Below are 23207 nucleotides of genomic sequence, written 5' to 3' on the forward strand. Positions count from 1 at the left end.
GTCCGGCTACGCGGTACAACGCCCAGGGGCGACTTGAGGTTTTAGCCGGAGACAGCCTCACGCCGGGATTCCCAGCGCCGTAGCAGCAAGGCAACCAGCACCGCCGCGGCAATTCCAATCACCGTGAAAATGACACGTTCAATGGTCAGCTCGAAACCGCGCTCGACGTCGCCGAGGGAAGCGAAGATCAACAGCATCGGTGTCAAGGCAAGCGCCTGCATCAGGTATGCCCCTCCCATGGAATACCAGACCAGGAAGAACAAGCACAGCACGGCCACAATGACAGCGCCCCACACGGGCAGGAACAGCACAGCCAGCAGGGCCAGCACGGCCCCTAGAAAAGTGCCAATGAGGCGTCCGTTTAGGGTGGCGCGGCGCTGGTCGGGCAGCGGCCGCAACGCCATCAGCACGGTTACGGCGATCCAGTATCCATGGGGAATGTGATTGGTCAGGCTCCAGAACATGATCGCTGCGCACAACAGACCCACCGCGATGCCGTGCTCCCAGGCAGTACGCTTCTCTACGGGAAGGGTCGGGGCCTGGAACTTCAGCATGCGGGTGATGACGGCGCCCACCACGCCACCGGCAAGAATCCATAACGCGGCGGACCACCAGTTGAGATTGATAGGACCCGGGCCAAACAGGATTACCATGACCGGGGTCAGCGATAGCAGCCCGGCGGAACGCTGGTTGGTTACCGCAAACAGGAGCGCGGAGATGAACATGAGCACCGCGATGGCCCACGGCGTTGAACCAGCCAATGACGCCAACGCGCCAAGTGCCGCACCCAGGATCACCAGCAGCGCCGCCTGGCGCGGCCGACTGACGGGCGTGACCGCCATCCCCAGACCCATGGCCAGGCCAAATCCCATGCTGGCCGAGGTCCCTCCCAGCACGCTCACGATTGCGGAAGGAATCAGGATTGCCACTAAAAGCTTGAACGTTGTCAGCAGGGTTCCCGGTTGAGGTCGGCTAAAAATCGCCATGGTGTCGTCACCTTTTGCATGGGTCGGAGGGCAGCAGGAGAACCAAAGCCTCCGAGGACGGATTTGGTGAAGAGGCCGTTCTACCAACCACCATACTGGTGTGAATCCCTCTCGATTCCACTACAGAACAGCATTCCTCTCACGGCACGAATCACCCAGGCAATCCGTCCTGTCTGCTACACACCCGAGATGGCCGGGTTTGGCCCGGCAACGCTGGGCAGATCCGATCCGGGTCGATTCGGCAAATCCGGAGGATTCGATGTCCCGGGCTGCAGAGTCAGCGGCGAAGCACGTCGTGATCACACCAGCAACCACAACCGGTTGGCGGAGCGTCGGAAGGGGCGGATACCCCCCCGCGCAGCGATGTCGGCGATTCGCATAGACTGGCCGGATATCCGGTAAACCTGCGCTCAGGAAAAAGATCCTGGATGAGTTCGAGGCGATTCTCATCCAGGAGGGTGAACGCTCCGCCACGATGGACGCGGTTGCCCTGCGTGCGGGGGTCTCGTGTGCCCTCGGTTGCAGGGACTTCTGACGGGAACTAACCTCGATTTCGCTGAACCGTGAACGCCTCCAGCTGTGATGGTAAGAGCCGTCAGGATCGCAGCTTTTCGATTGAGTGAATTCCGCGGACGAGGGTGGGGCCGCACCTACCAGGATCCGGGCTCCGGCGGCCAGGGCAAGCAGGACGATGACGGCCAGGAATTGCCCAAGGAGCATGACGTAGGCCATCCCGATCGTGGTGGCGTACGTCAAGTGGAAAGCGGGCCTCGAGGAGTCAGTCCTATGCTTACGCCTGCTGGCCGGGGGCCCGGATGATGCGGCGCTGGGTAGCGGCAGCGATGGCGGCGGTGCGGTTGTCCACACCGAGTTTGCCGTAGATATGTACGAGGTGGGTTTTTACGGTTGCCTCGGAAATGAAGATCTGTTTCGCGATGGCCCGGTTGGAGAGCCCGGTCGCGAGCAGTTCCAGCAGTTGGACTTCCCGCCTTGTGAGGGTGGGGGCCGGATTGTTGATCCGGCCCATGAGCAGGGCAGCCACTCTCGGTGCCAGTGCTGTCTGGCCGGCGGCGGCGGCCAGCACGGCGTGGTGGATCTGTTCAGGAGGGGCGTCCTTGAGCATGTAGCCGCTGGCGCCTGCCTCCACGGCGGCGAGGATGTCCGCGTCCGTATCGTACGTGGTCAGGATCAGGACCGGTGGAGGATCGTCCAGAAGTCGGATCTGCGAGGTGGCGGTAACTCCGTCCATGCCTGCGCCCATCTGCAGGTCCATGAGCACAACGTGCACCGGATCGCCTAGAATCTGTAACCGTTTCAGTTCTTTGAGTGCTGCGTCGCCGTCGGCTGCTTCGGCTGCCACTGAAATGCCTTCGAATTCGGTGAGCATGGCCCGCAGCCCGGCCCGGACCACGGGATGGTCATCGACGAGCAGAATGCGGATGCCGTTCATTGTTCTTCCTTCTCAGGCTCGTCGTCCAGGGGCAGGCGGATCGCCACCACCGCGCCTTCCCCGGGAGCTGATTCGATCTCCAAAGATCCTTGGAGCGCCGTCACCCGTTCCTGTAGTGACCGGATCCCGAAACCGCTCCCGTCCGTCCGGGCCATAATATGAGCGCCTAACCCGGCGGGGTCGAAGCCGACACCGTCATCATAGATGTCCATGGTGACCTCGCTGCCGAGAAAAGAGATGGTGACGACGGCGTTGCTGGCTTTGGCGTGGTCCCTGACGTTGGCGAGGCTGGCCTGGGCGGCCCGGAGCAGGGTCACCCGGTACGGTTGCGGCAGCTCGACGGCGACGCCGTCTAGTTCGAGCCGGCACCGCAGCCCCAGACCACGGGCAGCAGCGCTGGTTTCGAAACTTTCGCAGAGCCGGCGAAGGCTCTCGATCAGCGAGGTCCCCTGCAGCTGCGGGGAGGAGAGCCCGCGGACGAAATTCCGGGCTTCTGCGAGGTTCTCCGACGCGGTCTGCTGCACTAGCGCGAACCGTGCGACGGCGGTGGCGGTGTCTCCGTCCGCGAGCGATTTTTCTGCCGCTCGGGCCACCAGCACGATGCTCGAGAACCCCTGAGCGAGCGTGTCGTGGATCTCCCGCGCCAGCCGCTCGCGCTCGGCCAGGACACCGGCATCATGTTGGGAGGCTGCCAGCTCCGCCCGGGTCCGCCGGAGTTCATCGGCTGCACGGCGCTGGTTCTCCGCCTCGCGGTAGAGCGCGAGGTAGGCAAGTCCGGTCACGACAGAGAACCCCGCACCGAAAAGCGGTCCCAGAACGACCGCCAGAGCGGGGACGGGAAGCCCGCTGGCAGTCCATTGGGCGGCAATCACCGCCGCCGTCATCAACGCGATCGTCAGCAGGGCAATCCGTCGCGGCAGCAGGTGCAGGTGGAGGAAGAAGAGGGGAAATGCCAGCCAGGCGAAATCAGCGCTCCCGGCCAGCAGGAGGAACCACAGTGCGGTGATGATCCCCAGCCACAGGACACCGTAGCGCCGGGGGTCGAATCCTCGGCCACCGGCGGCATAGCGCTTTTCCATAATCGTTCCGGTCAGGTAGACCCCGGAAAGGACCAGCGCTATCCCGGTCAGGACATACCGCAGAGCGTCCACCCCGCCGGATACCAGCAGCCTCAGGACAGCCACCCCGAGCAGGGCGGCGAAGCCCACGTGCAGGGTCACTCTCAGAACGCGCAGAATCGCAACAGAAGGGGCAGCCTCCAACCCTCTGAAAGGTTCATCACCAGGCCCTGTGGGGCAGGCTCCGTCCAGGGGAGGCAGGGGTTCGGTGGCGGGCATTGGATCAGCTTATGCGTCCCCGGCCGGGTCCGGGTCAACCAAAAGGTTGATAGGGGGATCAACCCTTCGCCCGCCCGGATCAACCACCTGCACGATGGCCCGAGGCCCTGCCCGCGGAAGAGTGGATATAGGAGCTTTTCCCGCCCCGCATCCTCGATTGAAAGAAGAGAAACCGTGTTTCTTGCTATCCGCGATATCCGCTTTGCCAAGGGCAGGTTCGCCCTGATGGGCGGCGTCGTCGCCCTGATCACCGTGCTGCTTGTCATGCTCTCGGGACTGACCGCCGGCCTGGGCGACCAGTCAACCTCGGCCATCGAGAAATTAGGCGCGGCCCACGGCAGCGGCGTCGCCTCCAAGGCAGTTGACAGGATCGCGTTCGGTGCACCCGGCACCAACGAGCCCAAGGCCTCCTTCACCGAAAGCGAAGTCACCGCCGCGCAGCTTGAGAGCTGGAAGAACCGGGCCGGCGTGCAGGACGCCGAAGCCCTGGGCATCAGCCAAACCCGTTTCCAGGCCGTGGCCGAGGGCACCGGAGCCGGTACCGGCACCACTAACGTCGCCGTGTTCGGCGTCGCACCCGAGGGCCAACTGGCACCGTCCCGCGTCAGCGCCGACACCGTCGTGATCGGCACATCCGTGGCCAGGGCCCTTTCCCTGAACGCCGGCGACAAGGCCAACGTCGGAGGCACCGAACTAACTGTCGGCGCCGTCGTCGAAGACCAGTGGTACTCCCACACCAGTGTTGTCTGGACTGCCCTTCCCACCTGGTCCAAGCTCGCCCACCTGTCCGCCCCGGGACAGGTCGGAACCGTTGCCGCCATCACGTACAAGGACGGCGCCACCGTTGACGAAGCCGCCGCCAACACCGCAGCACACACCGTCAGCGCATCCCGTACCGGATCCTTCCAGGCCCTGGGCTCCTACAAGAGCGAGAACGGCTCCCTGACCCTGATGCAGGCCTTCCTCTACGGCATCTCCGCCCTGGTCATCGTGGCCTTCCTGACGGTCTGGACCGTGCAGCGGACCCGCGACATCGCCGTGCTCAAAGCCATGGGCGCCTCCGGCGGCTACGTCCTGCGCGACGCCATCACCCAGGCCGCGATCGTCCTGCTCGCAGGCGCCGGAATCGGCGGCGGGATCGGCGTCCTCGGCGGATTCTTCGCGGCCCAGGCAGCACCCTTCCTGGTCACCCCCGCGACGACCCTGCTGCCCATCCTCGGGATCATCGCCCTCGGCCTGGCCGGCGCAGCCGTGGCTGTCCGCCGGGTCACCAAAGTCGACGCCCTCATCGCCCTCGGCGGTAACTAAACCCTCCAACGGCCCGGCACCACCCGCAGACCCACCCCGGAATCCTCCCCGAGCACATTCTCAAAGGAAGTACCACCATGTCCTCCACCCCCAGCCCCCTGAACCTCGTCAACGTCACCCTCGAATACCCGGACGGCGACGGAACCATCAAAGCCCTGGACACCGTGAACCTCACGGTCCAGGCCGGCCAGATGATATCCCTGGTCGGACCATCGGGATCCGGTAAATCCAGCCTTTTGGCCGCCGCCGCGACCCTCGTGCGCCCCACCCACGGACTGGTGATCATCGATGGCACCGATGCCACCGGGCTCGGCGACAAGAACCTCACCGCGCTGCGGCGGGAGAAGATCGGCATCATCTTCCAACAGCCCAACCTGCTCGCGTCCCTGACAGCCACAGAACAACTCATCATCGGCGATCACCTGCGCGGAAAGTCCGTCAAAGCCGCACGCGCCAAAGCCGCGGAACTCCTCGAGATCGTCGGCCTCTCCTCCAGCGCGGACAAACGTCCGCACCAGCTCTCCGGCGGCCAGCGCCAGCGGGTCAATATCGCCCGTGCTCTCATGGGAGAGCCCAAGGTTCTGCTCGTGGACGAGCCCACTGCGGCCCTGGACCACGAACGCAGCGACTCCATCGTCCGGCTCCTGCGCCGCGTTACCGACGACTTCATGGTCGCCACCGTCATGGTCACCCACGACACCGAATTCGTCCCGCTGACAGACTCCGTCGCCACCATGCGCGACGGGAAGCTCACCGCGCCCGTACTCACCACCGTCTGACGTCCGCCGTCGCCCCCCGCAAAACCACGCCCCTCCCGGGCACCAGCGCGGTAACCCGCTTCCACCCCATCAAGCCAAGGACCACCACCATGAAAAAGCTCTACTACGCCGCCCTCACCTACATGATCGCCGGACTAGCGTCCGGGTTGTTCTACCGCGAATTCACCAAAGCCAACGACTTCACCGGCGACAGCCAGCTCTCCGTGGTCCACACCCACCTCCTGGCCCTGGGCATGCTCTTCTTCCTCACCGTCCTGGCACTGGATAAAATCTTCAACCTTTCCGGCCTGCGCATGTTCAACCCGTTTTTCTGGACCTACAACGCCGGACTGGCCCTCACCGCGGCCATGATGGTCCTCAGCGGCATCCTTACCGTCCAGGGCACCACCCCGTCCGCCGCTATCGCAGGCATCTCCGGGCTGGGCCACATTGGCCTCACCGCCGGCCTGATTCTCCTCTTCATCACCCTCAGCAAGCGCGTCTCCGGTAAAGAAAACGCCGAAGCCGAACTCACCACCGCCAACTGACCCCCCGCTGACCCGGGGGAGGAAGATATGACCTTGAACCTGGAAGGGCCGGCGACCGGCACGCGGAAACGGTCGCCGTGGTGTCAATAGTCTTAGGGATTGGCATGTCTATTTGAATGCTGAGGCCGACTACATTCCTTTGGCGCTGAACCCCTCATTCCGAAGTGTTGATTCGGGAAGTCGGCGTAGGTCTTGAGAGGCCCGCGGACACCATGTTTCCAGGCCGCGACGCCAACGGCGACGAGGCCGGTGTACCTGCCCATTTGCTGGAGCTGGCTGTCACCTCTGTGACACCCCGCTGCCGGCTTAACAGCGTAAGCCGGCGGATTGGGACTGAGGAGTGATCCCAGGGTCCGCGTCTAACGAGGACTCATCGTCGTGCGCAACCCCTACATGTGGGCCCGCGCGATGCCGTCCGGGCGTCGACGAAGGCGGCGCCGGTGCCTTTCGCGGCCGGCTGTTGGTCTATTTCAGGACGACGGTGCGGTTGCCTTGGAGGAAGACACGTCCCTCGCAGTGCCAGCGGACGGCGTTGGAAAGTGCTTTGCGTTCGGTGTCGCGTCCGGCGGCCACCAGGTCCTCGGCAGTGTAGGTGTGGTCCACTTCCACTACCTGCTGGGAGATGATGGGGCCCTCGTCGAGTTCCGCGTTGACGTAGTGGGCGGTGGCCCCGACGGTTTTCACCCCGCGGGCGTGCGCCTGGTGGTAGGGTTTTGCGCCTTTGAAGCTGGGCAGGAAAGAATGGTGGATGTTGATGGCGCGGCCGTCGAGGCGGCGGGTGAGGTCGTCGCTGAGGACCTGCATGTAGCGGGCCAAGATTACGAGTTCGACATCGAGGCGGTCAACGAGTTCCATCAGGCGCCCTTCGGCCGCCGGCTTTGTGGCTGCCGTGACGGGCACATGGAAAAAGGGGATGCTGTGCCATTCCACAATCCCGCGGTGATCGGGGTGGTTCGAAACGACACCGACGATGTCGATGGGCAGCTCGCCGATGCGTGCCCGGAACAGCAAATCGTTGAGGCAGTGCTCGAATTTGGAGACCATGATCAGGACCCGGCGTTTCGTCCTGTGGGTCTGCAGTTGCCAGTGCATGCCGAATTTTTCGGCGACCGGCCCGAAGGCCTCCCGGAGCGTATCAATACCGGCCGGTCCGCCGACGGGCTCGCCCGACGGGTCTTCGGCTGCGGCGAAGAGGATCCGCATGAAGAAATGGCCGTCCAACTGGGAGTCGAACTGTTTGCTTTCCAGGATGTCGCAGCCCTGTTCCAGCAGGAATCCGGACACGGCGTGGACAATTCCGCGGGTCTCGGGGCAATCGAGGGCCAGGACATATTCATTGCTGCTGTTTGGAGTATTCACGGTTCAGCACTCGATGACGTTCACGGCGAGGCCTCCGCGGGAGGTTTCTTTGTACTTGGTTTTCATGTCCGCTCCTGTTTCGCGCATGGTCTTGATGGCTTTGTCCAAGGACACTTTGTGGCTGCCGTCCCCGTGGAGGGACAGGCGGGCTGCGTTGATGGCCTTCACGCTGGCGATCGCGTTCCGTTCGATGCAGGGGATCTGCACCAGGCCGCCCACCGGATCGCAGGTCAGGCCGAGGTTGTGTTCGATCCCGACTTCGGCGGCATTTTCCACCTGGGCGGGGCAGCCGCCCAGGACTTCGCAGAGACCGGCCGCCGCCATGGAGCAGGCGGATCCGACTTCGCCCTGGCAGCCCACTTCGGCGCCGGAGATGGACGCGTTGATTTTGAACAGGATCCCGATGGCCGCAGCCGTCAGGAGGAAGCGGATGACGCCGTCGTCATTGGCTCCGGGGACGAACTTGGTGTAGTAGTGCAGGACAGCCGGCACGATGCCGGCCGCGCCGTTGGTGGGGGCGGTGACGATGCGTCCGCCGGCGGCATTTTCCTCGTTGACGGCGAGTGCGAAAAGGTTCACCCATTCCATTGCCCGGAGCGGATCGGTCACACCGGTGTCCGCGGTCAGGGTGTGGAATAACGACGGCGCGCGGCGGCGGACGTTCAGCCCGCCGGGAAGGATTCCTTCCGCGGCGCAGCCGTTGTCCACGCACTGACGCATGACCGCCCACAGGGCCAGGAGCTTTTCCCGAAGTTCAGCCTCGCTGCGCCAAACCAGCTCGTTGGCGAGCATCACTTCGGAGATGGACATGTCCTCGCGCCGGCAGATTGCCAGGAGTTCGTCGGCTGTGGTGAAGGGGTAGGGCAACACCGTGTCGTCGGCAATCACCTGGTCGGGGCCCTGCGCGTCCCCGTCAACGACGAAGCCGCCGCCGATCGAGTAGTAGCTGCGTTCCCGGAGCACTGTCCCGGTGTGGTCCAGGGCCCTGAAGGTCATGCCGTTGGGGTGGGCCGGCAGGGACTTGCGGCGGTGCAGGACGACGTCCTCGTCCCAGTTGAAGTCCACCCGGTGGTCCCCGCCGAGCCGCAGTTCGGCGTCCAGCGCGGCCGCCGCGACCTGGTCATCGGCGGTTCCGGTGTCCACCGTTTCGGGGGACTGGCCCTGGAGGCCCAGGACCACGGCCTTGTCCGAGCCGTGGCCCCGGCCCGTGGCGCCGAGGGAACCGAACAGTTCGGCCTGCACCCTCGTGGTTGAACTCAGCTGCCCGTCGCTTTTGAGCCCGTCCGCGAACCGTTTGGCCGCCCGCATCGGGCCGACCGTGTGGGAGGACGACGGCCCGATGCCAACAGAAAACAGATCCAGGACGCTAAGCGCCATCAGGGAACCTCGGGGGACGCATATTCGCGCATGGCGTCCAGGAGCCAGCGGCCAAGGAACTCCGCGAAGGAGGCCCGCGGGAAGATCCGGTAGCTCTCCTCCGTGGTTTTCCACAGAATGGCCGGGATGCCGCCGATTTCCGTGGACAGTGCTGTCCCGGCCTTGAAGACGCGGGGATGCAGATCCAGGGAGCAGCCCTTCTCCAGGACGGACCGTGCCCGGGGGCCGGAGAGTTCGAACGTGGTGCGGTTGGCGGAGAGATCCACTACCTGGCCCTCGCCGCCGGCCAGGGCCTCGAACAGCGCACCGGGAAGGTCGCCGCCGAGGCTTTCGTGGGAGTCGGCAGATGCCACGAGCATGAATTCCGACGGCCCGAGCCACAGCACCGCGGTGTCGCCGCCGGTGCAGACGTCACCGGATGCGGAAGGCAGCCCTCCCGTCAGGGTACCGAGCCGACGCCCGGCGTCGCTGGCCGGGTCGACCCGGAGACCGGCCATGGTCAGGAACGGTACCTCGCGCAGCTCCACGGTGCCCGCCACGGATCCGGTTTCGAAGGCTGTGCCCAGGATTGACGCCGGGCTCTTCCGGAGGGTCTGGATTTTCTTGGAATTTTCGAGTGCTGCTGTGTCAGCCATCTTTGCGGGTCCCTTCAGAGTCAAAAAGTACGGTTTCTGCGATGACTACGTCCACCAGTTGGTCGCCAGCGGCAGCGACGAGGGTTTCGCCGATGCGGTTGCGGCCGTTCTTGATCAGGGCCAGGGCAAACGACCTGCCCAGTGCGGCGCTGTGGTAGCTCGAGGTCACGAATCCCTGCATGGGCACCGGGCCGTAGGCGGGGTTGACGGTGATGCCTTGTTCCACCAGCTGGGTGCCTTCGGGGAGCCGGATTGAGCCGTCCACGGGGAGGACGCTGACCAGGTGTTTCCGGTCGGTGCGGCCGGCGTCCTGGCGGGCGTAGGAGCGCTTTCCGATGAAGTCCTTGACCTTGGATACGACCCATTCCATGCCGGCGTCCTGCGGGGTGACGGTCCCGTCGGTGTCCTGGCCGACGATCGGGTAGCCCTTCTCCGCTCGCAGCACGTGCATGGTTTCGGTGCCGTAGGGGGTGATGTTGAATTCGGCTCCGGCGGCTGCCACGGATTCCCAGGTGTTTAGGCCGTACCAGGACGGGACGTTGATTTCGTAGGCCAGCTCACCGGAGAACGAGATCCGGCAGATCCGGGCCCGGACGCCGGAGGCGAGGGTTGTTTCCTTGAACGTCATGAACGGGAAAGCCTCGGCGTCGAGGCCGCCGTCGGCCGCCAGTTCGGGCGCGAGCTTCGCGACGACGGCGCGTGACTTGGGCCCGGCGACGGCGATGGTGGACCACTGCTCAGTGACGGAGGTGCAGTGCACGTCCAGGTCCGGCCATTCGGTCTGCAGCCATTCCTCCAGCCAGTCGAGCACTTTCGCGGCACCGCCGGTGGTGGTGGTCATAAAGAACCGGTCCTCATCGAGGCGGAGCGTAACGCCGTCGTCGAAGATCATCCCGTCGGGGGTGCACATCACGCCGTAGCGGGCCGAGCCCGGAGCAAGCTTTTTGAACGCGTTGGTGTAGATCCGGTTCAGGAACTCGCCCGCGTCCTTGCCCCGGATCTCGATCTTGCCCAGGGTGGTGGCGTCCATGAAGCCCACCGAGTCCCTAACGGCGGCGCATTCGCGCAGGACCGCGGCGTCCATGTCCTCGCCGTCCTGCGGGTAGTACCAGGGCCGCTTCCACTGGCCGACATCTTCGAAGAGGGCGTTGTGGGCGACGTGCCAGGGGTGGATCGAGGTGAGGCGGGCGGGGTCGAAGAGCTCGCCGCGTTGACGACCGGCCAGGGCAGCGAACGCAACGGGGGTGAAGGGGGCGCGGTACGCGGTGGTCCCGATTTCTCCGATGCCCCGGGACGCTTCGCCGGCCTGCCGCAGTGCGGCGGCGATGACGCCGATGGCGTTCACCCCGGAGGTCTTGCCCTGGTCGTTGGCGGTGCTGATCGAGGTGTAGCGCTTGACGTGCTCCACCGAGCGCATGCCGGCGCCGGTGGAGCGGAGCACATCCGCCACGGACTGGTCGCGCTGAAAGTCGACGAAGTGGTGGTGCCAGTCATCGGGGCCGCCTTCCTGCCCGGGGACCAGCCAGAGCTGGCGGGTCGGGGCGGAGGCGCGCGGCGCCGTTGCCGGCTTGGCGTCCGAGCCTGCGGCGGTCTCGAAGCCGGCGGCGCCGGCCGCCGCAGCCCCGGCGGAAATGCCTTCGGCGAGGCAGTCGGCGAGTTCGAAACTGCCGCGGCCCGAACCGGCCACCTGCTGGTTGGGGACGATGCTGCTGGGCACGAAGGCCGCCAGGTCCTCGTCCCAGCGGATCTTGCCTTGCCGCTGGGAGTGCAGGTGCACCACGGGTGACCAGCCGCCGGAGACGGCGAGCAGGTCGCAGGCGATATATTCGACGCCTGAGGTGATCTCGCCGGCGTCGTTGATGCTGCGGACGGTGACGCTGGAGATCCGCTCTTCGCCCAAGGTGTCGGCAACAGCGCTGCCGATCAGCACCCGCGTGCCGGCAGCGCCCGCTGCGGCGGCTGCTTCGCTCAGCTGAGGGCGGGCGTCCACGACGGCTTCGACGCTGAGGCCGGCCGCCTGGAGGTCGGCGGCCAGGGCGTAAGCGCTGTCGTTGGTGGTGCTGATGACCACCCGGGAACCGGCGGCAACGGCGTAGCGGTTGAGGTAGCTGCGGACCGCGGAGGCCAGCATGATGCCGGGACGGTCGTTGTTCTCGAAGACCAGCGGGCGTTCGTGGGCGCCAGGGGCCAGGATGACCTGGGCCGCGCGGATGTGCCAGATCCGTTGGCGGGACACGCCGGGCGCGGCCGGGGTCAGGAGGTGGTCCGTCCGGTTCTGGGCTGCGATGACGTAGTTGGAGTCGTAGGAGCCGAAGGCAGACGTGCGGTTCAATACAGTGCACTCGACCGCGGAGATCAGCTCGGCTTCAACGTTGGACACCCAGTCCAGGGCGGGTACCCCTTCGATGCTCTCCGCGAGTGCCGGATCGGTGGATCCGGACAGCAGCGAGCCGCCCAGCTCGGGCTGGTCGTCAATGAGGATGACCCGGGCGCCGGCACGGACGGCTTCGCGGGCCGCGGCGAGGCCTGCCGGGCCGCCGCCGACGACGAGGACATCGGTGTGGACATACTTCTTGTCGTATTCGGCACGGTCCTCGTCCGGGTCCAGTTTCCCTAGTCCGTTGAGGAGTTCGGCGCTGAGGCCGTCCACGAGGGACACCGTGGTGGCGGGGAGCATGGACTCAGCGACGTGGCCCGGGAACCGGGCTGCGATCTTGACCAGGGCGTTGGATTCCTCGACTCCGGCGGACATGATGCCGCGGGGGCGGTTCTCGTAGAGGGAGTTGCCCGCCTGCAGCCGGCCGTTGGCCAGCAATGCGGAGGCGAGGGTGTCGCCGGGGTGACCGGTGTATTCGCGGCCGTCCAGGGTGAAACGCCAGGTGACGCTGCGGTCGATGCGACCACCGGTGCGAAGACGCGCGGGCTGCGGGTGAGCGGTCATTATACTGCTCCTTCCGGGGAAACGGGGGCGGGGATTGTGGGGGCTGTGGTTCCCGTGGCTGGGCGAAGCTGGCCCATCGGATAGACAGCCTGGATGTCATAGGTCAGCGTGTCGCGGAGCATGTTGAACCATTGCCGGCATCCGGTGCTGTGGAGCCAGCGTTCGGCGAAGGCACCCTTGGTGTTGTCGCGGTAGAAAAGGTACTCCGCCCACTCGCGGTCGGTGAGCTCTGCCGGGTTTTCGGGGTAGGCGACGTGGGCCTGGCCGCCGTAGTGGAATTCTGTTTCGTCGCGGGGACCGCAGTTGGGGCAGGGAATCAGGAGCATGTCCTTACCTCTTTCTAGTGGGCCACGGCGGCAGCGCCGTGTTCGTCGATCAGGGCGCCGGTTTCGAAGCGTTCGAGGGCGAAGGGCTTGTTGAGCTGGTGCGGGGCGCCGGTGGCGATGGTGTGCGCGAACGTTAGCCCGGCGGCCGGGGTGCCCTTGAATCCGCCGGTTCCCCAGCCGCAGTTGACGAACATGTTCTCCACCGGGGTGGTGCCGACGATGGGGGAGGCGTCCAGGGTGGTGTCCACGATTCCGCCCCAGGTCCGGAGTACGTGGGCGCGGGCAAAGATGGGGAAGAGTTCGACGGCGGCGGCCATTTGGTGCTCGATGACGTGGAAGGAGCCGCGCTGGCCGTAGCCGTTGTAGGAGTCGACGCCGGCGCCCATGACCAGTTCGCCCTTGTGGGCCTGGGAGACGTAGACGTGGACGTGGTTGGACATGACCACGGTGGGGTGGACGGGTTCATGGAGTTCGGATACCAGGGCCTGCAGCGGGTGGGACTGGATGGGCAGCCGGAAGCCGGCCATTTCCGCCAGGACGGAGCTGTGTCCGGCCGCGCAGAGACCGACTTTTTCGGTGTGGATCGTGCCGCGGTTGGTCTTGACCCCGACGACGCGGTTGCCGTCCTTGAGGAAGCCGGTGACTTCGCAGTTCTGGATGATGTCAACGCCGAGTTCGTCGCATTTGCGGGCGAACGCCCAGGCGACGTGGTCGTGCTTGGCGATGCCGGCGCGGGGCTGGTAGGTGGCGCCCATGACCGGGTAGCGGATGTTGTCGTTGATATTGAGAATCGGGCAGAGTTCCTTGACCTGCTTGGGGTCCAGCCACTCTGCGTCCACACCGTTGAGCTTGTTCGCGCCGACACGGCGGACGCTTTCGCGGACGTCACCTAGGGTGTGGGCCAGGTTCATCACGCCGCGCTGGCTGAAGAGGAAGTCGTACTCCAGTTCCTCCGGCAGGATTTCCCAGAGCTTGAGGGCGTGCTCGTAGATTGCAGCGCTCTCGTCCCAGAGGTAGTTGGACCGGATGATGGTGGTGTTGCGGGCCATGTTCCCGCCGGCGAGCCAGCCCTTTTCCAGGATGGCGATGTTGGTCATGCCATGGTTCTTGGCGAGGTAATAGGCCGTGGCCAGTCCATGGCCGCCGCCGCCGACAATGACGGCGTCGTAGGAGGACTTGGGCTCGGGATTGCGCCAGAGGAACTCCGGGTGCTCCGGCAGGTGCTCAGTGGTCATTGTGCTGCTCCAATCAGGTCTGCCTCAAGGGCGGGTGCCGCGGTCTTTCCGCCGAGGTGCGGGTAAAGGGGGAACCTTCCCGCCAGGGCGCTAACCCGTCCGCGGAGCCCGGCGGCGGTTTCGTCGCTGAGTTCGTTCTCGGTGGCCGGGGAAACAAGTGCGGTGGCGATGATATCTGCCACCTCCGCGAATTCAGCGGGACCGAATCCGCGGGTGGCCAGGGCCGGGGTGCCGACCCGGAGCCCGGAGGAAACCATGGGCGGGCGGGGGTCGAAGGGAACGGCGTTGCGGTTGACGGTGATGCCGATCCTGTGCAGCCGGTCTTCGGCCTGCTGTCCGTCCAGTTCCGAGTTCCTCAGGTCCACCAGGACCAGGTGTACATCGGTGCCGCCGTTGACTACGGATATCCCGGCGGCAGCGACGTCATCCTTCAGGAGACGGGACGCGAGGAGGCGGGCGCCTTCAAGGGTGCGTTCCTGACGTTCTTTGAACTCCGCGGACGCCGCTATTTTGAATGCCACGGCCTTGGCCGCGATCATGTGTTCCAGCGGGCCGCCTTGCTGGCCGGGGAACACGGCGCTGTTGATCTTGCGCGCATACTCCTGCTTGCTCAGGATTACCCCGCCGCGCGGGCCGCCGAGGGTCTTGTGGGTGGTGGTGGTGACAACGTCGGCGTAGGGCACCGGGTTCGGGTGGAGTCCCGCGGCGACGAGTCCGGCAAAGTGTGCCATGTCCACCATGAGGTAGGCGCCTACGAGGTCGGCGATCCGGCGGAATTCGGCGAAGTCCAGTTGCCGTGAGTAGGCCGACCATCCGGCCACGATCAGCTTGGGGCGGTGCTCAAGGGCGAGGGCCTCGACTTCGGCCATGTCGACCAGATGGTCGTGCTCGCTTACGTGGTAGGGGACCACGTTGTAGAGCTTGCCGGAGAAGTTGATGCGCATGCCGTGGGTGAGGTGTCCGCCGTGGGCCAGGGAAAGTCCCATGATCGTGTCGCCCGGTTCCAGCAGGGCAAACATGGCGGCCGCGTTGGCCTGGGCGCCGGAGTGCGGCTGAACGTTCGCCGCTTCCGCGCCGAACAGGGCCTTGACCCGGTCGATGGCGAGCTGTTCGATCACGTCGACGTGCTCGCAGCCGCCGTAGTAACGCTTGCCAGGATAGCCCTCGGCGTATTTATTTGTCAGGACTGAGCCCTGCGCCTCCATGACGGATGCAGGAGCGAAATTCTCGGAGGCGATCATTTCGAGGGTGGACTGCTGGCGCTCCAGCTCGCGGTCGATGGCCCGTGCGACATCAACGTCCACGCTGGCCAGGGATTCAATCAGAGTGCCCGTCATGGCTGCCTCTTTCGTTCATAGGAGGAACAGATGAACTTCTGCAACTGTGTTGCGTTGAGTGCAACTCTAGATCGTTAGATGTGTTGCGTCAATCACTTTTGATTTCGGGGATTATGTAAGCAGACTTCTTCTAGCAAGATAAAAAAGCCCTTGACTGTGGTCTGGCTCACGCATAATCTGATGCAACAGCGTTGCGTTCAATGCAACCCAAATTAATTGGTGGACATATGAGTAACGAACCAAATCAAGCGGCAACCATGCCCGGCCCAAGCTCGCAGCAGAAACCGGGATCCGGAGAGTCCCGGCCGGCCAGCGGGCCCGGACACACAGTCAGTAAGGAGACCCGGCGACGGGTGATCGCCGCCAGCTTCATCGGCAACTTCGTCGAGTGGTTTGACTACGCCGTCTACGGCTACCTGGCAGTGACCATCGCCGCAGTGTTCTTCCCCGAATCCAATCCCCAAACAGGGCTCCTGCTGACCTTCGCCCTGTTCGCCATCTCGTTCCTGGTGCGGCCACTGGGGGGCTTCGTCTGGGGACACATCGGAGACCGGGTGGGCCGCCGGACGGCACTGTCCCTTTCCATCCTGATCATGTCCGGTGCGACATTCTGCATCGCCCTGATACCGGGCTACGCCACGATCGGCATCTGGGCCCCTATCTTGCTGCTGATCATCCGGGTCGCCCAGGGCTTCTCCGCCTCCGGTGAATACGCCGGCGCCTCCGCCTTCCTGGTGGAGTATGCCCCGGCCAACAAACGCGGCCTCTACGCCGCAGTCGTGCCCGCCAGCACAGCCGCGGGTCTGCTGCTCGGTTCCCTCCTCGCCGGACTGCTGACCATTCTGCTCACTGCCGACGCCATGCAGGGCTGGGGCTGGCGTCTGCCGTTCCTGCTTGCAGCTCCCATGGGCCTGATCGGACGCTACATCCGCACCAAGTTGGAAGACACCCCTGTCTTCCGCGAGCTCGCAGCGGAGGACCAGACGATCAAGGCTCCTGTCTTTGGCCTCTTCCGCAACCACTGGCGGCTGCTGCTGAGGGCGGTTGGAGCAGTGCTGCTCAACGCCGTCGGCTTCTACGTCATTCTCAGCTACATGCCGACGTACCTATCCTCGGAACTTGGCCTCGGGAAAACCGAATCCTTCCTCGCCACCACCATCGCTCTGGTCACATACATCGGGTTTATCTTCCTGACCGGAATGCTTTCGGACCGCTACGGCCGCAAGAAAGTGCTCATCGCCGCATCACTGACCTTCATCGTGCTGACAGTTCCGGCCTTCGCCCTGCTGGGAACCGGAAACTTCCTGGTGATCGTCCTTGTCCAGGTCCTGCTGGGTGCCATGCTCACCCTCAACGACGGCACGCTCCCGAGCTTCCTGGCGGAGATGTTCCCGACCCGGGTCCGCTACAGCGGCTTCGCCGTCAGCTTCAACCTCTCCAACGCACTCTTCGGCGGCACCGCACCCTTCATGGCCACGCTACTTATCGCTGCCACGAAAAATGAACTCGCACCCGCCTGGTACCTCGTCGCCGCCGCACTCGTCTCCCTCGTAGCGGTCGCTCTCTCCCGGGAGACGTGCAAAGAACCACTACGCCACGAGTAGAGAAGCACGGCAACACTCAACCGACAAAGACCTCCCAAAGAACGTAATTGCAGAAAGGCTCGACCCCAATGACCAGCACAACATCCTTGACCGCCTCCTCCATCTCCGAGCTGGAGCGCCTGAAGGTCCTGCACAACGGACGGAAGGAAAAACTGACCTTCTCCGATGCCGAGTTTGAGCGCCGGCTGTCCGGGCTGCGCCGCATCATGGCAGAGAAGGACCTCGACGCCGTCGTCCTGACCAGCTACCACTCCATCAAGTACTACTCCGATTTCCTCTTCACCTACTTCGGCCGCTCCTACGCCATGGTGGTCACCAAGGACGACACCGTGACCGTCACCGCCAACATCGACGCCGGCATGCCCTGGCGGCGCAGCTACGGCGAGAACGTGGTCTACACGGACTGGCGCCGGGACAACTACATCTTCGCCATCCAGGAGGCCCTGCGGACCCGCGGCATCAGCCCCCGCCGGCTCGGCGTCGAAGACGACTCGCTCCCGCTGGACAACCGCAACAAGATCCAGGCGGCCTTTGCCTCGGCCACCCTGGTGGACGTCGCCCAGGCAGCCATGCGCCAGCGGATGATCAAGTCCGCCGAAGAAATCGAGGTCATCAAGCACGGTGCGCGCATCGGCGACCTGGGCGGGGAAGCCATCCGCAACGCCATCACCGCCGGCATCACCGAATACGAGGTTGCCCTGATCGGCACCGAAGCCATGGTCCACGAAATTGCCCGCACGTTCCCGGATTCCGAGATCCGGGACACCTGGGTCTGGTTCCAGTCGGGTATCAACACCGACGGCGCCCACAACTGGGCCACCACCCGCAAGCTCCAGGAACACGACATCCTGTCGCTGAACTGCTTCCCGATGACCTCCGGCTACTACACGGCCCTGGAACGCACCCTGTTCTTCGGCGAACCCGACGCCCGCTCCCTGGAGCTGTGGAACATCAACGTCGAAGTCCACCGCCGCGGCCTGGAACTCATCAAGCCCGGAGCCGTCTGCAAGGACATCGCCGCCGAACTCAACGAGATCTACGTCGGCCACGGGCTGCTCGCCAACCGCACGTTCGGCTACGGCCACTCCTTCGGCGTCCTGAGCCACTACTACGGCCGCGAAGCCGGACTCGAGCTCCGCGAGGACATCGACACCGTACTGGAACCGGGCATGGTGGTCTCGATGGAGCCCATGATCACCGTCCTGGACGGCCAGCCCGGCGCCGGCGGCTACCGCGAACACGACATCCTGGTCGTCGGCGAGGACGGAGCAGAAAACATCACCAAGTTCCCCTTCGGCCCCGAACACAACATCATCAGCGCCTAACGCCAGTGTCCCGTATCTAAGCGGCGCCACGTCCCACGTGGCGCCGCTTTTGGCTTCCGTAAGGAATGATGGGAGACACCATGACCTCAGCAGATACCCCAGAGACCAGCGGAAACGGCGACACCAAAGGCGCCTCCGTCATCGTCAACGCCATCGCCGTGCTGCGGTCATTCACAGCCGACGAGCCGCTGCTCGGGGTCACCGAGATCGCCAACAGGGTCGGTCTGCACAAGAGCACTGTCTCCCGAATCTTGTCCACATTCGAACAGGAACGCATCGTGGAGCGTGATGCGGAAACACGCCGCTTCCGTCTGGGGCTGGGACTGATCGCCGTCGCCGGACCGTTGCTCGCAGAACTGGAGGAACGGCGCGTAGCCTATCCAGTCCTCCAGGAACTAAGGGAGCAAACAGGGGAAACCAGTGCCCTCATGGTCTGGAACGGCACCGAATCAATGTGTGTGGAGCAGATCGGCAGCCATCATCAGATCAAGCACACCACCCCGCTGGGCGCGCGCTACCAGGACGCCATGAGCGCCTCAGTGCAGGTTTTTCTCTCCACGGAGCCCGCCGATCGCGTCTCAGCCCTTCTGCGCAGCGGTGAAATCACCTATCCGGGGCTCGATGAAGCAGGCCTCGACGGTTACAAAATCAGACTCGGCGACGTATCTTGCCGCGGTTGGGCCATCAACTACGGTGAATCGTCCATCGATGAAGTGGGCGTCGCCGCCCCCGTTTACGATCATCGGGGCGACGTCGTGGCCGCAGTGCTGATCTCGGCTCCAAAATTCCGAGTCTCACGAGAACGGCTGCAAAGCCTGGGAGAGGCCTGCGCCGCTGCCGCAGGCAGAGTAACGACACGACTCGGCGGCCGTTTACCAGAGAGAGCTGACCCTGCCGGCCGTTGATTGGACAGCCGGTAAACGCCCGCCGGAATGAGTCAGTACGCGCATACTCCGCCGTTCACCCCGGGGCGGGGGACGGGCGAGAGAAGGCCTCGAGGGCGTCACGTCCGCCTCACGCGGTTCCCGAATGGAAAACGGCCACGGGACGGTACAACTATGTCAAGGCTGGCTTATTGATCTCACCGGCACGGTCTCGCGATATTATCTGGAACCAGGGTGAAGCGCGGCGCGCATCCACCGCTCCAGGCCGGAGGCGTCCAGCGGGAGAGCGTCGGAGAGCACCTCCGCCCCGGCGGGGGTGATCAGAATGTCGTCCTCAATCCGGACTCCGATCCCGCGCAGCTCTGGCGGGACCATGAGGTCGTTGGCGTGGAAGTAGAGCCCGGGCTCCACGGCAAGCACCATTCCCGGCGCCAGAATGCCTCCCTGATAAGCTTCGTAGCTGGATTGGGCACAGTCATGGACATCCAGGCCCAAGTGATGCCCGACCCCGCAGACTATCCAGCGGCGGTGCTGCTGACCTTCCGGCGAGAGCGCTTCATCAACCGAGACCTTCAACAGGCCCCAGTCGTGCAGGCCCTGCGCAATGACCTCCAGCGAGGCCACATGGAAGTCGGAAAACTTCTTTCCTGCCTGGGCCGCGGCCAGGGCGGCACGGTGGGACTTCTCTACGAGATCGTGCACCTGGCGCTGAACGCCGCTGAATGTGCCCGACGCCGGGAATGTCCGCGTGATGTCAGCGGTGTAGTAACTGCGCATTTCCACGCCCATATCCAGCAGCAGCACCTCTTCGGGCAGGACCGCCCCGTCGCAGCGAACCCAGTGAAGGGTCGGAGCGTGACGCCCGCTGCCAACGATGGTCGCGTACCCCACTCCGTTCCCATACGTCCGCGCGTGCCGGTCAAACGTGCCCTGCAGCCAGCGCTCCCCCTTGCCGTCGATAGCGTCCGGGATTTCACGGATCACGGAGCGGAACCCCTCGATCGTGTGTCCGACGGCCTCACGCAGCTGCGCTATTTCCCAGTTATCCTTGACCATGCGCAGCTGGGCCAGCATGCGCAGTAGTACCGTCGATGGGCCAAGCTGGTGGCGGGTCGCGGTCTCACAGTCCAACGGCCCGGCTGCAAGTGCCCCGGCAGCCTTCGTCAGCGCAGTATCGAGCTCTGCCAACGGGCGCACAGGAACCCCGAGCGCCGAGGACCACTCGGGCATGCCGGGCGCCGCGCCGACCCACATTTCGCCTTGGGCGGCGTTGGCAAAAAAATCCCGCTCGCCCGGATAGGCGGGCTGCGGCATGTAAACGGTAGCGTCGTGGCCGCCAGCGGTGGGGGCCATGACCAGCACCGCTCCCTCCCGGGAGCACCCGGTCAGCCAATAGAAATTACTGTCCGGGCGGAAGTCATAATTATTGTCATTCACACGCACCGGGGCGCGCCCAGCAGCAATCACAAGCGCAACACCTTCAAACTCGGCCCCGAGCTTGCGCCTGTGCACACCGGCGGCATGCTCGGCGCCGTCCACCATCGGGGGTGTGCGGTCAGGAACTGCCCAGCCGTGACCCATATAGGCAACGAATGACGCCGAGTCGGCCAATCGGGGAAGCCGCGGGTCGGGCGTGAGCGCAACGGGCATCGAGCCTGCATGGCTCGGAAGGCCGGCCCCGGCACTCTGCGTGGGGCTGAAGGGGCCGGGCACCGGGAGTGCCGGGATGATGGATGAATGGGTCATTTCGGGGATCCTTGCCGTCCAAGCGTGCGATGGGGTTGGTACTGAATATTGGTCGCCTACCCAGAACTTAGACACGCGGTGGGCCGGGGCGGTACGGCCACCTAACTCGCGTGAAGTGTTACATATCACCCTTGGAAGGAGGCTGGTCGGTCGGTGCACGACCGGACGGCAGCCACCAGCGCCTTCCGGATGGGGCTTGCCGGGCGATCCGGTCTTGATGTTGGTCAAGCCAGCGGATCGATAGGCCACAGACCGGGCGGATCCTCGCGTCTTCTGAACAGTTCAGGCGTTGCAACTATGGTGAGAATCCAACCTCCCAAGTGATTTTTCGTGGAGGCGGCGAAGAGCATCGGGTTAGGTTTGTCGAGGCGGTCCAACGTAGGCCCCGAATCCGGGAACGTGTATTCCGCCCGCGAGAATCCACCAGTAGGAGTCGCTTGAATCCAAGCGTTCGCTCACGATCCAACGGCCGGGATCGCGCTTAGGGGCATGCCGGCTGGCCTCGCGTGATCTCCGAGTGCCGCGCCTAGTGATTGCCTGCAACCACTGAAGCATAACCATGGCTATGCTTCCCGCCGGCCGTCCATCAGCCGCGGCACTCGGAGAGGGTTGTCATCGCGGAGTGCTTCCGGCAGGAGGTGCTGCGGGAACCCCTGGTAAGCGACCGGACGCAGAAAGCGTTCGATCGCGGCGCTGCCCACGGAGGTGCTACCGACGGCTGTTGTCGCCGGATACGGTCCGCCGTGTTGTTGCGCATGAGTCACCGAGACACCTGTCGGCCACTCGTTCCAGACTATTCGCCCCGCCTTGCGGACCAGAACTTCTACAAGTCCGGAGACCTGGCAGGTATCTGTTCCATGAACTGTGGCCGTCAGTTGACCTTCGAAGGTCTCGGCGAGCCGGGGGAGCTCGGACTCTTGATCGTAGGTAACCACTACTGCGGTGGGGCCGAAACACTCCGTCTGTAGTGCGTGTGGTTCCGAGAGCATGTCCGCCGCGGTGGTGAGGAGCAGCGTTGGACTTGGTGGATCGGCCAATGGATCTGAGCCCTCTGCCAGTGTGGCTAAGCGGGGGTTGGCTTGCAGGCCTCTGAGGACGTCCGTGTAGCCGGATTGGATCCTTTCGTTGAGCAGGGGAGCGGCAGGGGGAAGGGCGGCGTCGCGCAGTGCCCTCACCATGCCTGAGCCGGCCGGAACGAAGAGTGTTCCGGGCTTGGTGCAGAATTGCCCGGCCCCCATGGTGAAGGAGTTCACGAAACCCTGGGCGATCTCCGCGCCGCGCTCGCCGGCTGCGGCCGCGGTGACGAAGACAGGGTTGTTGCTGCCCAATTCCCCGAAGAAGGGGATGGGTTCCGGCCGGGAATTCGCGATGTCAAAAAGTGCGCGGCCGCCTGGGATGGAGCCGGTGAAGGCACCGGCTTTGATCCGTGCGTCGCGCAGCGCCGCGGCTCCAGCGGCAGTCCCGGCGATGAGGGCGAATGAGCCGTCCGGAGCGCCCGCCTCGCGAAGCGCGGAGGTAACCACCTCTGCCGTAAGCCGGGACAGCCCGGGATGGCCGGAGTGGGCTTTGAGCAGCACCGGGCTGCCTGCGGCCAGCGCTGAGGCAGTGTCTCCGCCGGCAACGGAGAACGCGAAGGGAAAGTTACTTGCTGCGAACACCACCACCGGTCCCACGGGTACGCGCAGGCGCCGCAGATCGGGTCGTGGGGCGCCCATGGGCCACTCGGCGTCGGCGTGATCGATGCGGGCGTCAAGGTAGCCGCCGTCGCGCAGCAAGTCTGCGAAGAGGCGCAGTTGGAAGGTAGTGCGCTTGAGCTCTCCGCGCAGGCGCGCCTCGGGAAGGTGGGTCTCTTGTTCTGCCTCGGGAATGAGTTGGCCGGCTGCAGCATCCAAGGCGTCACCGATGGCGTCGAGCAGCCCGGCGCGCTCGGCGGGACGGAGTGCGGCAAGTGGTGCCGCCGCCGTTTGGGCCGCTGCCAGCCGTTGTTCCAGTTCGGCGTCGGTGGTGGGTTGGAGTACGACGGCGGAGGCGGGGGTGATGGTGGTCATGCG

The 23207-nt window shown here is 64.8% G+C and carries 18 protein-coding genes; 6 read left to right on the forward strand and 12 right to left on the reverse strand.

Features of this window, described 5'->3' with window-relative positions:
- Positions 1–41: 41 nt before the first annotated feature.
- The 3 genes from ABIB14_RS00985 to ABIB14_RS01000 all read right to left on the reverse strand — a co-directional run bounded on the left by ABIB14_RS00985 (position 42) and on the right by ABIB14_RS01000 (position 3773).
- Entirely contained in the window at positions 42–986 is a 945-nt protein-coding gene (locus ABIB14_RS00985) for an FUSC family protein (protein ID WP_354233412.1), read from the reverse strand.
- A 790-nt stretch (positions 987–1776) separates the two neighbouring features.
- Positions 1777–2436 carry a response regulator transcription factor gene (locus ABIB14_RS00995; RefSeq protein ID WP_354233413.1) on the reverse strand — a complete coding sequence of 220 codons (660 nt, stop codon included), beginning with the start codon at positions 2434–2436 and terminating at the stop codon, positions 1777–1779.
- The gene (locus ABIB14_RS01000; protein WP_354233414.1) at positions 2433–3773 is read right to left on the reverse strand and encodes a histidine kinase; all 1341 of its coding nucleotides are present in this window, start codon (positions 3771–3773) and stop codon (positions 2433–2435) included. The genes ABIB14_RS00995 and ABIB14_RS01000 overlap by 4 nt, the downstream gene beginning before the upstream one ends.
- 174 nt (positions 3774–3947) lie before the next feature.
- On the opposite strand from ABIB14_RS01000, the gene ABIB14_RS01005 reads away from it, so the two are divergent.
- From ABIB14_RS01005 to ABIB14_RS01015, 3 genes are all read left to right on the forward strand, one after another.
- Positions 3948–5081 (forward strand): ABC transporter permease, encoded by a 1134-nt coding sequence (locus tag ABIB14_RS01005; protein WP_354233416.1) that lies wholly within the window; start codon positions 3948–3950, stop codon positions 5079–5081.
- Positions 5082–5158: 77 nt separating this feature from the next.
- On the forward strand, positions 5159–5860 hold the full coding sequence (locus ABIB14_RS01010) for an ABC transporter ATP-binding protein (protein ID WP_354233417.1): 702 nt from the start codon (positions 5159–5161) through the stop codon (positions 5858–5860).
- Between the two features lie 89 nt (positions 5861–5949).
- Positions 5950–6387: a DUF2871 domain-containing protein gene (locus ABIB14_RS01015; protein ID WP_354233419.1), complete on the forward strand. Its 438-nt coding sequence runs from the start codon at positions 5950–5952 to the stop codon at positions 6385–6387.
- A gap of 465 nt (positions 6388–6852) precedes the next feature.
- Here the strand turns inward: ABIB14_RS01015 and purU are convergent, their stop codons facing one another.
- Genes purU through glyA form a run of 7 tightly spaced genes read right to left on the reverse strand, consistent with a single transcriptional unit; the run spans position 6853 to position 15597 of the window.
- Positions 6853–7746, reverse strand: coding sequence for a formyltetrahydrofolate deformylase (gene purU, locus ABIB14_RS01020; protein ID WP_354233420.1), 894 nt, complete (start codon positions 7744–7746; stop codon positions 6853–6855).
- A gap of 3 nt (positions 7747–7749) precedes the next feature.
- Complete coding sequence (locus tag ABIB14_RS01025) at positions 7750–9123, reverse strand: L-serine ammonia-lyase (protein WP_354233422.1); 1374 nt, start codon at positions 9121–9123, stop codon at positions 7750–7752.
- Positions 9123–9758 (reverse strand): sarcosine oxidase subunit gamma, encoded by a 636-nt coding sequence (locus ABIB14_RS01030; protein ID WP_354233423.1) that lies wholly within the window; start codon positions 9756–9758, stop codon positions 9123–9125. The genes ABIB14_RS01025 and ABIB14_RS01030 overlap by 1 nt, the downstream gene beginning before the upstream one ends.
- Complete coding sequence (locus ABIB14_RS01035) at positions 9751–12699, reverse strand: sarcosine oxidase subunit alpha family protein (RefSeq protein ID WP_354233424.1); 2949 nt, start codon at positions 12697–12699, stop codon at positions 9751–9753. The genes ABIB14_RS01030 and ABIB14_RS01035 overlap by 8 nt, the downstream gene beginning before the upstream one ends.
- Complete coding sequence (locus tag ABIB14_RS01040) at positions 12699–13025, reverse strand: sarcosine oxidase subunit delta (RefSeq protein WP_354233425.1); 327 nt, start codon at positions 13023–13025, stop codon at positions 12699–12701. Before ABIB14_RS01040 ends, ABIB14_RS01035 begins: the two co-directional genes overlap by 1 nt.
- 14 nt (positions 13026–13039) lie before the next feature.
- A complete protein-coding gene (locus ABIB14_RS01045) occupies positions 13040–14260 on the reverse strand; it encodes a sarcosine oxidase subunit beta family protein (RefSeq protein ID WP_354233426.1) in 1221 nt (406 codons plus the stop codon).
- The gene (gene glyA / locus ABIB14_RS01050; RefSeq protein ID WP_354233427.1) at positions 14257–15597 is read right to left on the reverse strand and encodes a serine hydroxymethyltransferase; all 1341 of its coding nucleotides are present in this window, start codon (positions 15595–15597) and stop codon (positions 14257–14259) included. Before glyA ends, ABIB14_RS01045 begins: the two co-directional genes overlap by 4 nt.
- Positions 15598–15824: 227 nt before the next feature.
- On the opposite strand from glyA, the gene ABIB14_RS01055 reads away from it, so the two are divergent.
- The 3 genes from ABIB14_RS01055 (at position 15825) to ABIB14_RS01065 (ending at position 19431) form a co-directional block, all read left to right on the forward strand.
- Positions 15825–17201 carry an MFS transporter gene (locus tag ABIB14_RS01055; protein WP_354233428.1) on the forward strand — a complete coding sequence of 459 codons (1377 nt, stop codon included), beginning with the start codon at positions 15825–15827 and terminating at the stop codon, positions 17199–17201.
- A 68-nt stretch (positions 17202–17269) separates the two neighbouring features.
- Positions 17270–18526, forward strand: a complete 1257-nt coding sequence (locus tag ABIB14_RS01060; protein WP_354233430.1) for an aminopeptidase P family protein — start codon at positions 17270–17272, stop codon at positions 18524–18526.
- Positions 18527–18606: 80 nt separating this feature from the next.
- Positions 18607–19431: an IclR family transcriptional regulator gene (locus ABIB14_RS01065; protein ID WP_354233432.1), complete on the forward strand. Its 825-nt coding sequence runs from the start codon at positions 18607–18609 to the stop codon at positions 19429–19431.
- A gap of 198 nt (positions 19432–19629) precedes the next feature.
- On the opposite strand, the gene ABIB14_RS01070 is transcribed toward ABIB14_RS01065, so the two are convergent.
- Complete coding sequence (locus ABIB14_RS01070) at positions 19630–21156, reverse strand: aminopeptidase P family protein (RefSeq protein ID WP_354233434.1); 1527 nt, start codon at positions 21154–21156, stop codon at positions 19630–19632.
- A gap of 563 nt (positions 21157–21719) precedes the next feature.
- Positions 21720–23204, reverse strand: a complete 1485-nt coding sequence (locus tag ABIB14_RS01075) for an aldehyde dehydrogenase (NADP(+)) (protein WP_354233435.1) — start codon at positions 23202–23204, stop codon at positions 21720–21722.
- Positions 23205–23207: the final 3 nt, after the last annotated feature.

This window comes from Arthrobacter sp. UYEF3 (genome assembly GCF_040546245.1).
Taxonomy (GTDB): Bacteria; Actinomycetota; Actinomycetes; order Actinomycetales; family Micrococcaceae; genus Arthrobacter.

Coding starts and splice junctions, on each gene's coding strand:
- ABIB14_RS00985 (WP_354233412.1), bottom strand. CDS start 986: ATGGCGATTTTTAGCCGACCTCAACCGGGAACCCTGCTGACAACGTTC.
- ABIB14_RS00995 (WP_354233413.1), bottom strand. CDS start 2,436: ATGAACGGCATCCGCATTCTGCTCGTCGATGACCATCCCGTGGTCCGG.
- ABIB14_RS01000 (WP_354233414.1), bottom strand. CDS start 3,773: ATGCCCGCCACCGAACCCCTGCCTCCCCTGGACGGAGCCTGCCCCACA.
- ABIB14_RS01010 (WP_354233417.1), top strand. CDS start 5,159: ATGTCCTCCACCCCCAGCCCCCTGAACCTCGTCAACGTCACCCTCGAA.
- ABIB14_RS01015 (WP_354233419.1), top strand. CDS start 5,950: ATGAAAAAGCTCTACTACGCCGCCCTCACCTACATGATCGCCGGACTA.
- ABIB14_RS01025 (WP_354233422.1), bottom strand. CDS start 9,123: ATGGCGCTTAGCGTCCTGGATCTGTTTTCTGTTGGCATCGGGCCGTCG.
- ABIB14_RS01030 (WP_354233423.1), bottom strand. CDS start 9,758: ATGGCTGACACAGCAGCACTCGAAAATTCCAAGAAAATCCAGACCCTC.
- ABIB14_RS01035 (WP_354233424.1), bottom strand. CDS start 12,699: ATGACCGCTCACCCGCAGCCCGCGCGTCTTCGCACCGGTGGTCGCATC.
- ABIB14_RS01040 (WP_354233425.1), bottom strand. CDS start 13,025: ATGCTCCTGATTCCCTGCCCCAACTGCGGTCCCCGCGACGAAACAGAA.
- ABIB14_RS01045 (WP_354233426.1), bottom strand. CDS start 14,260: ATGACCACTGAGCACCTGCCGGAGCACCCGGAGTTCCTCTGGCGCAAT.
- glyA (WP_354233427.1), bottom strand. CDS start 15,597: ATGACGGGCACTCTGATTGAATCCCTGGCCAGCGTGGACGTTGATGTC.
- ABIB14_RS01055 (WP_354233428.1), top strand. CDS start 15,825: ATGAGTAACGAACCAAATCAAGCGGCAACCATGCCCGGCCCAAGCTCG.
- ABIB14_RS01060 (WP_354233430.1), top strand. CDS start 17,270: ATGACCAGCACAACATCCTTGACCGCCTCCTCCATCTCCGAGCTGGAG.
- ABIB14_RS01065 (WP_354233432.1), top strand. CDS start 18,607: ATGACCTCAGCAGATACCCCAGAGACCAGCGGAAACGGCGACACCAAA.
- ABIB14_RS01070 (WP_354233434.1), bottom strand. CDS start 21,156: ATGACCCATTCATCCATCATCCCGGCACTCCCGGTGCCCGGCCCCTTC.
- ABIB14_RS01075 (WP_354233435.1), bottom strand. CDS start 23,204: ATGACCACCATCACCCCCGCCTCCGCCGTCGTACTCCAACCCACCACC.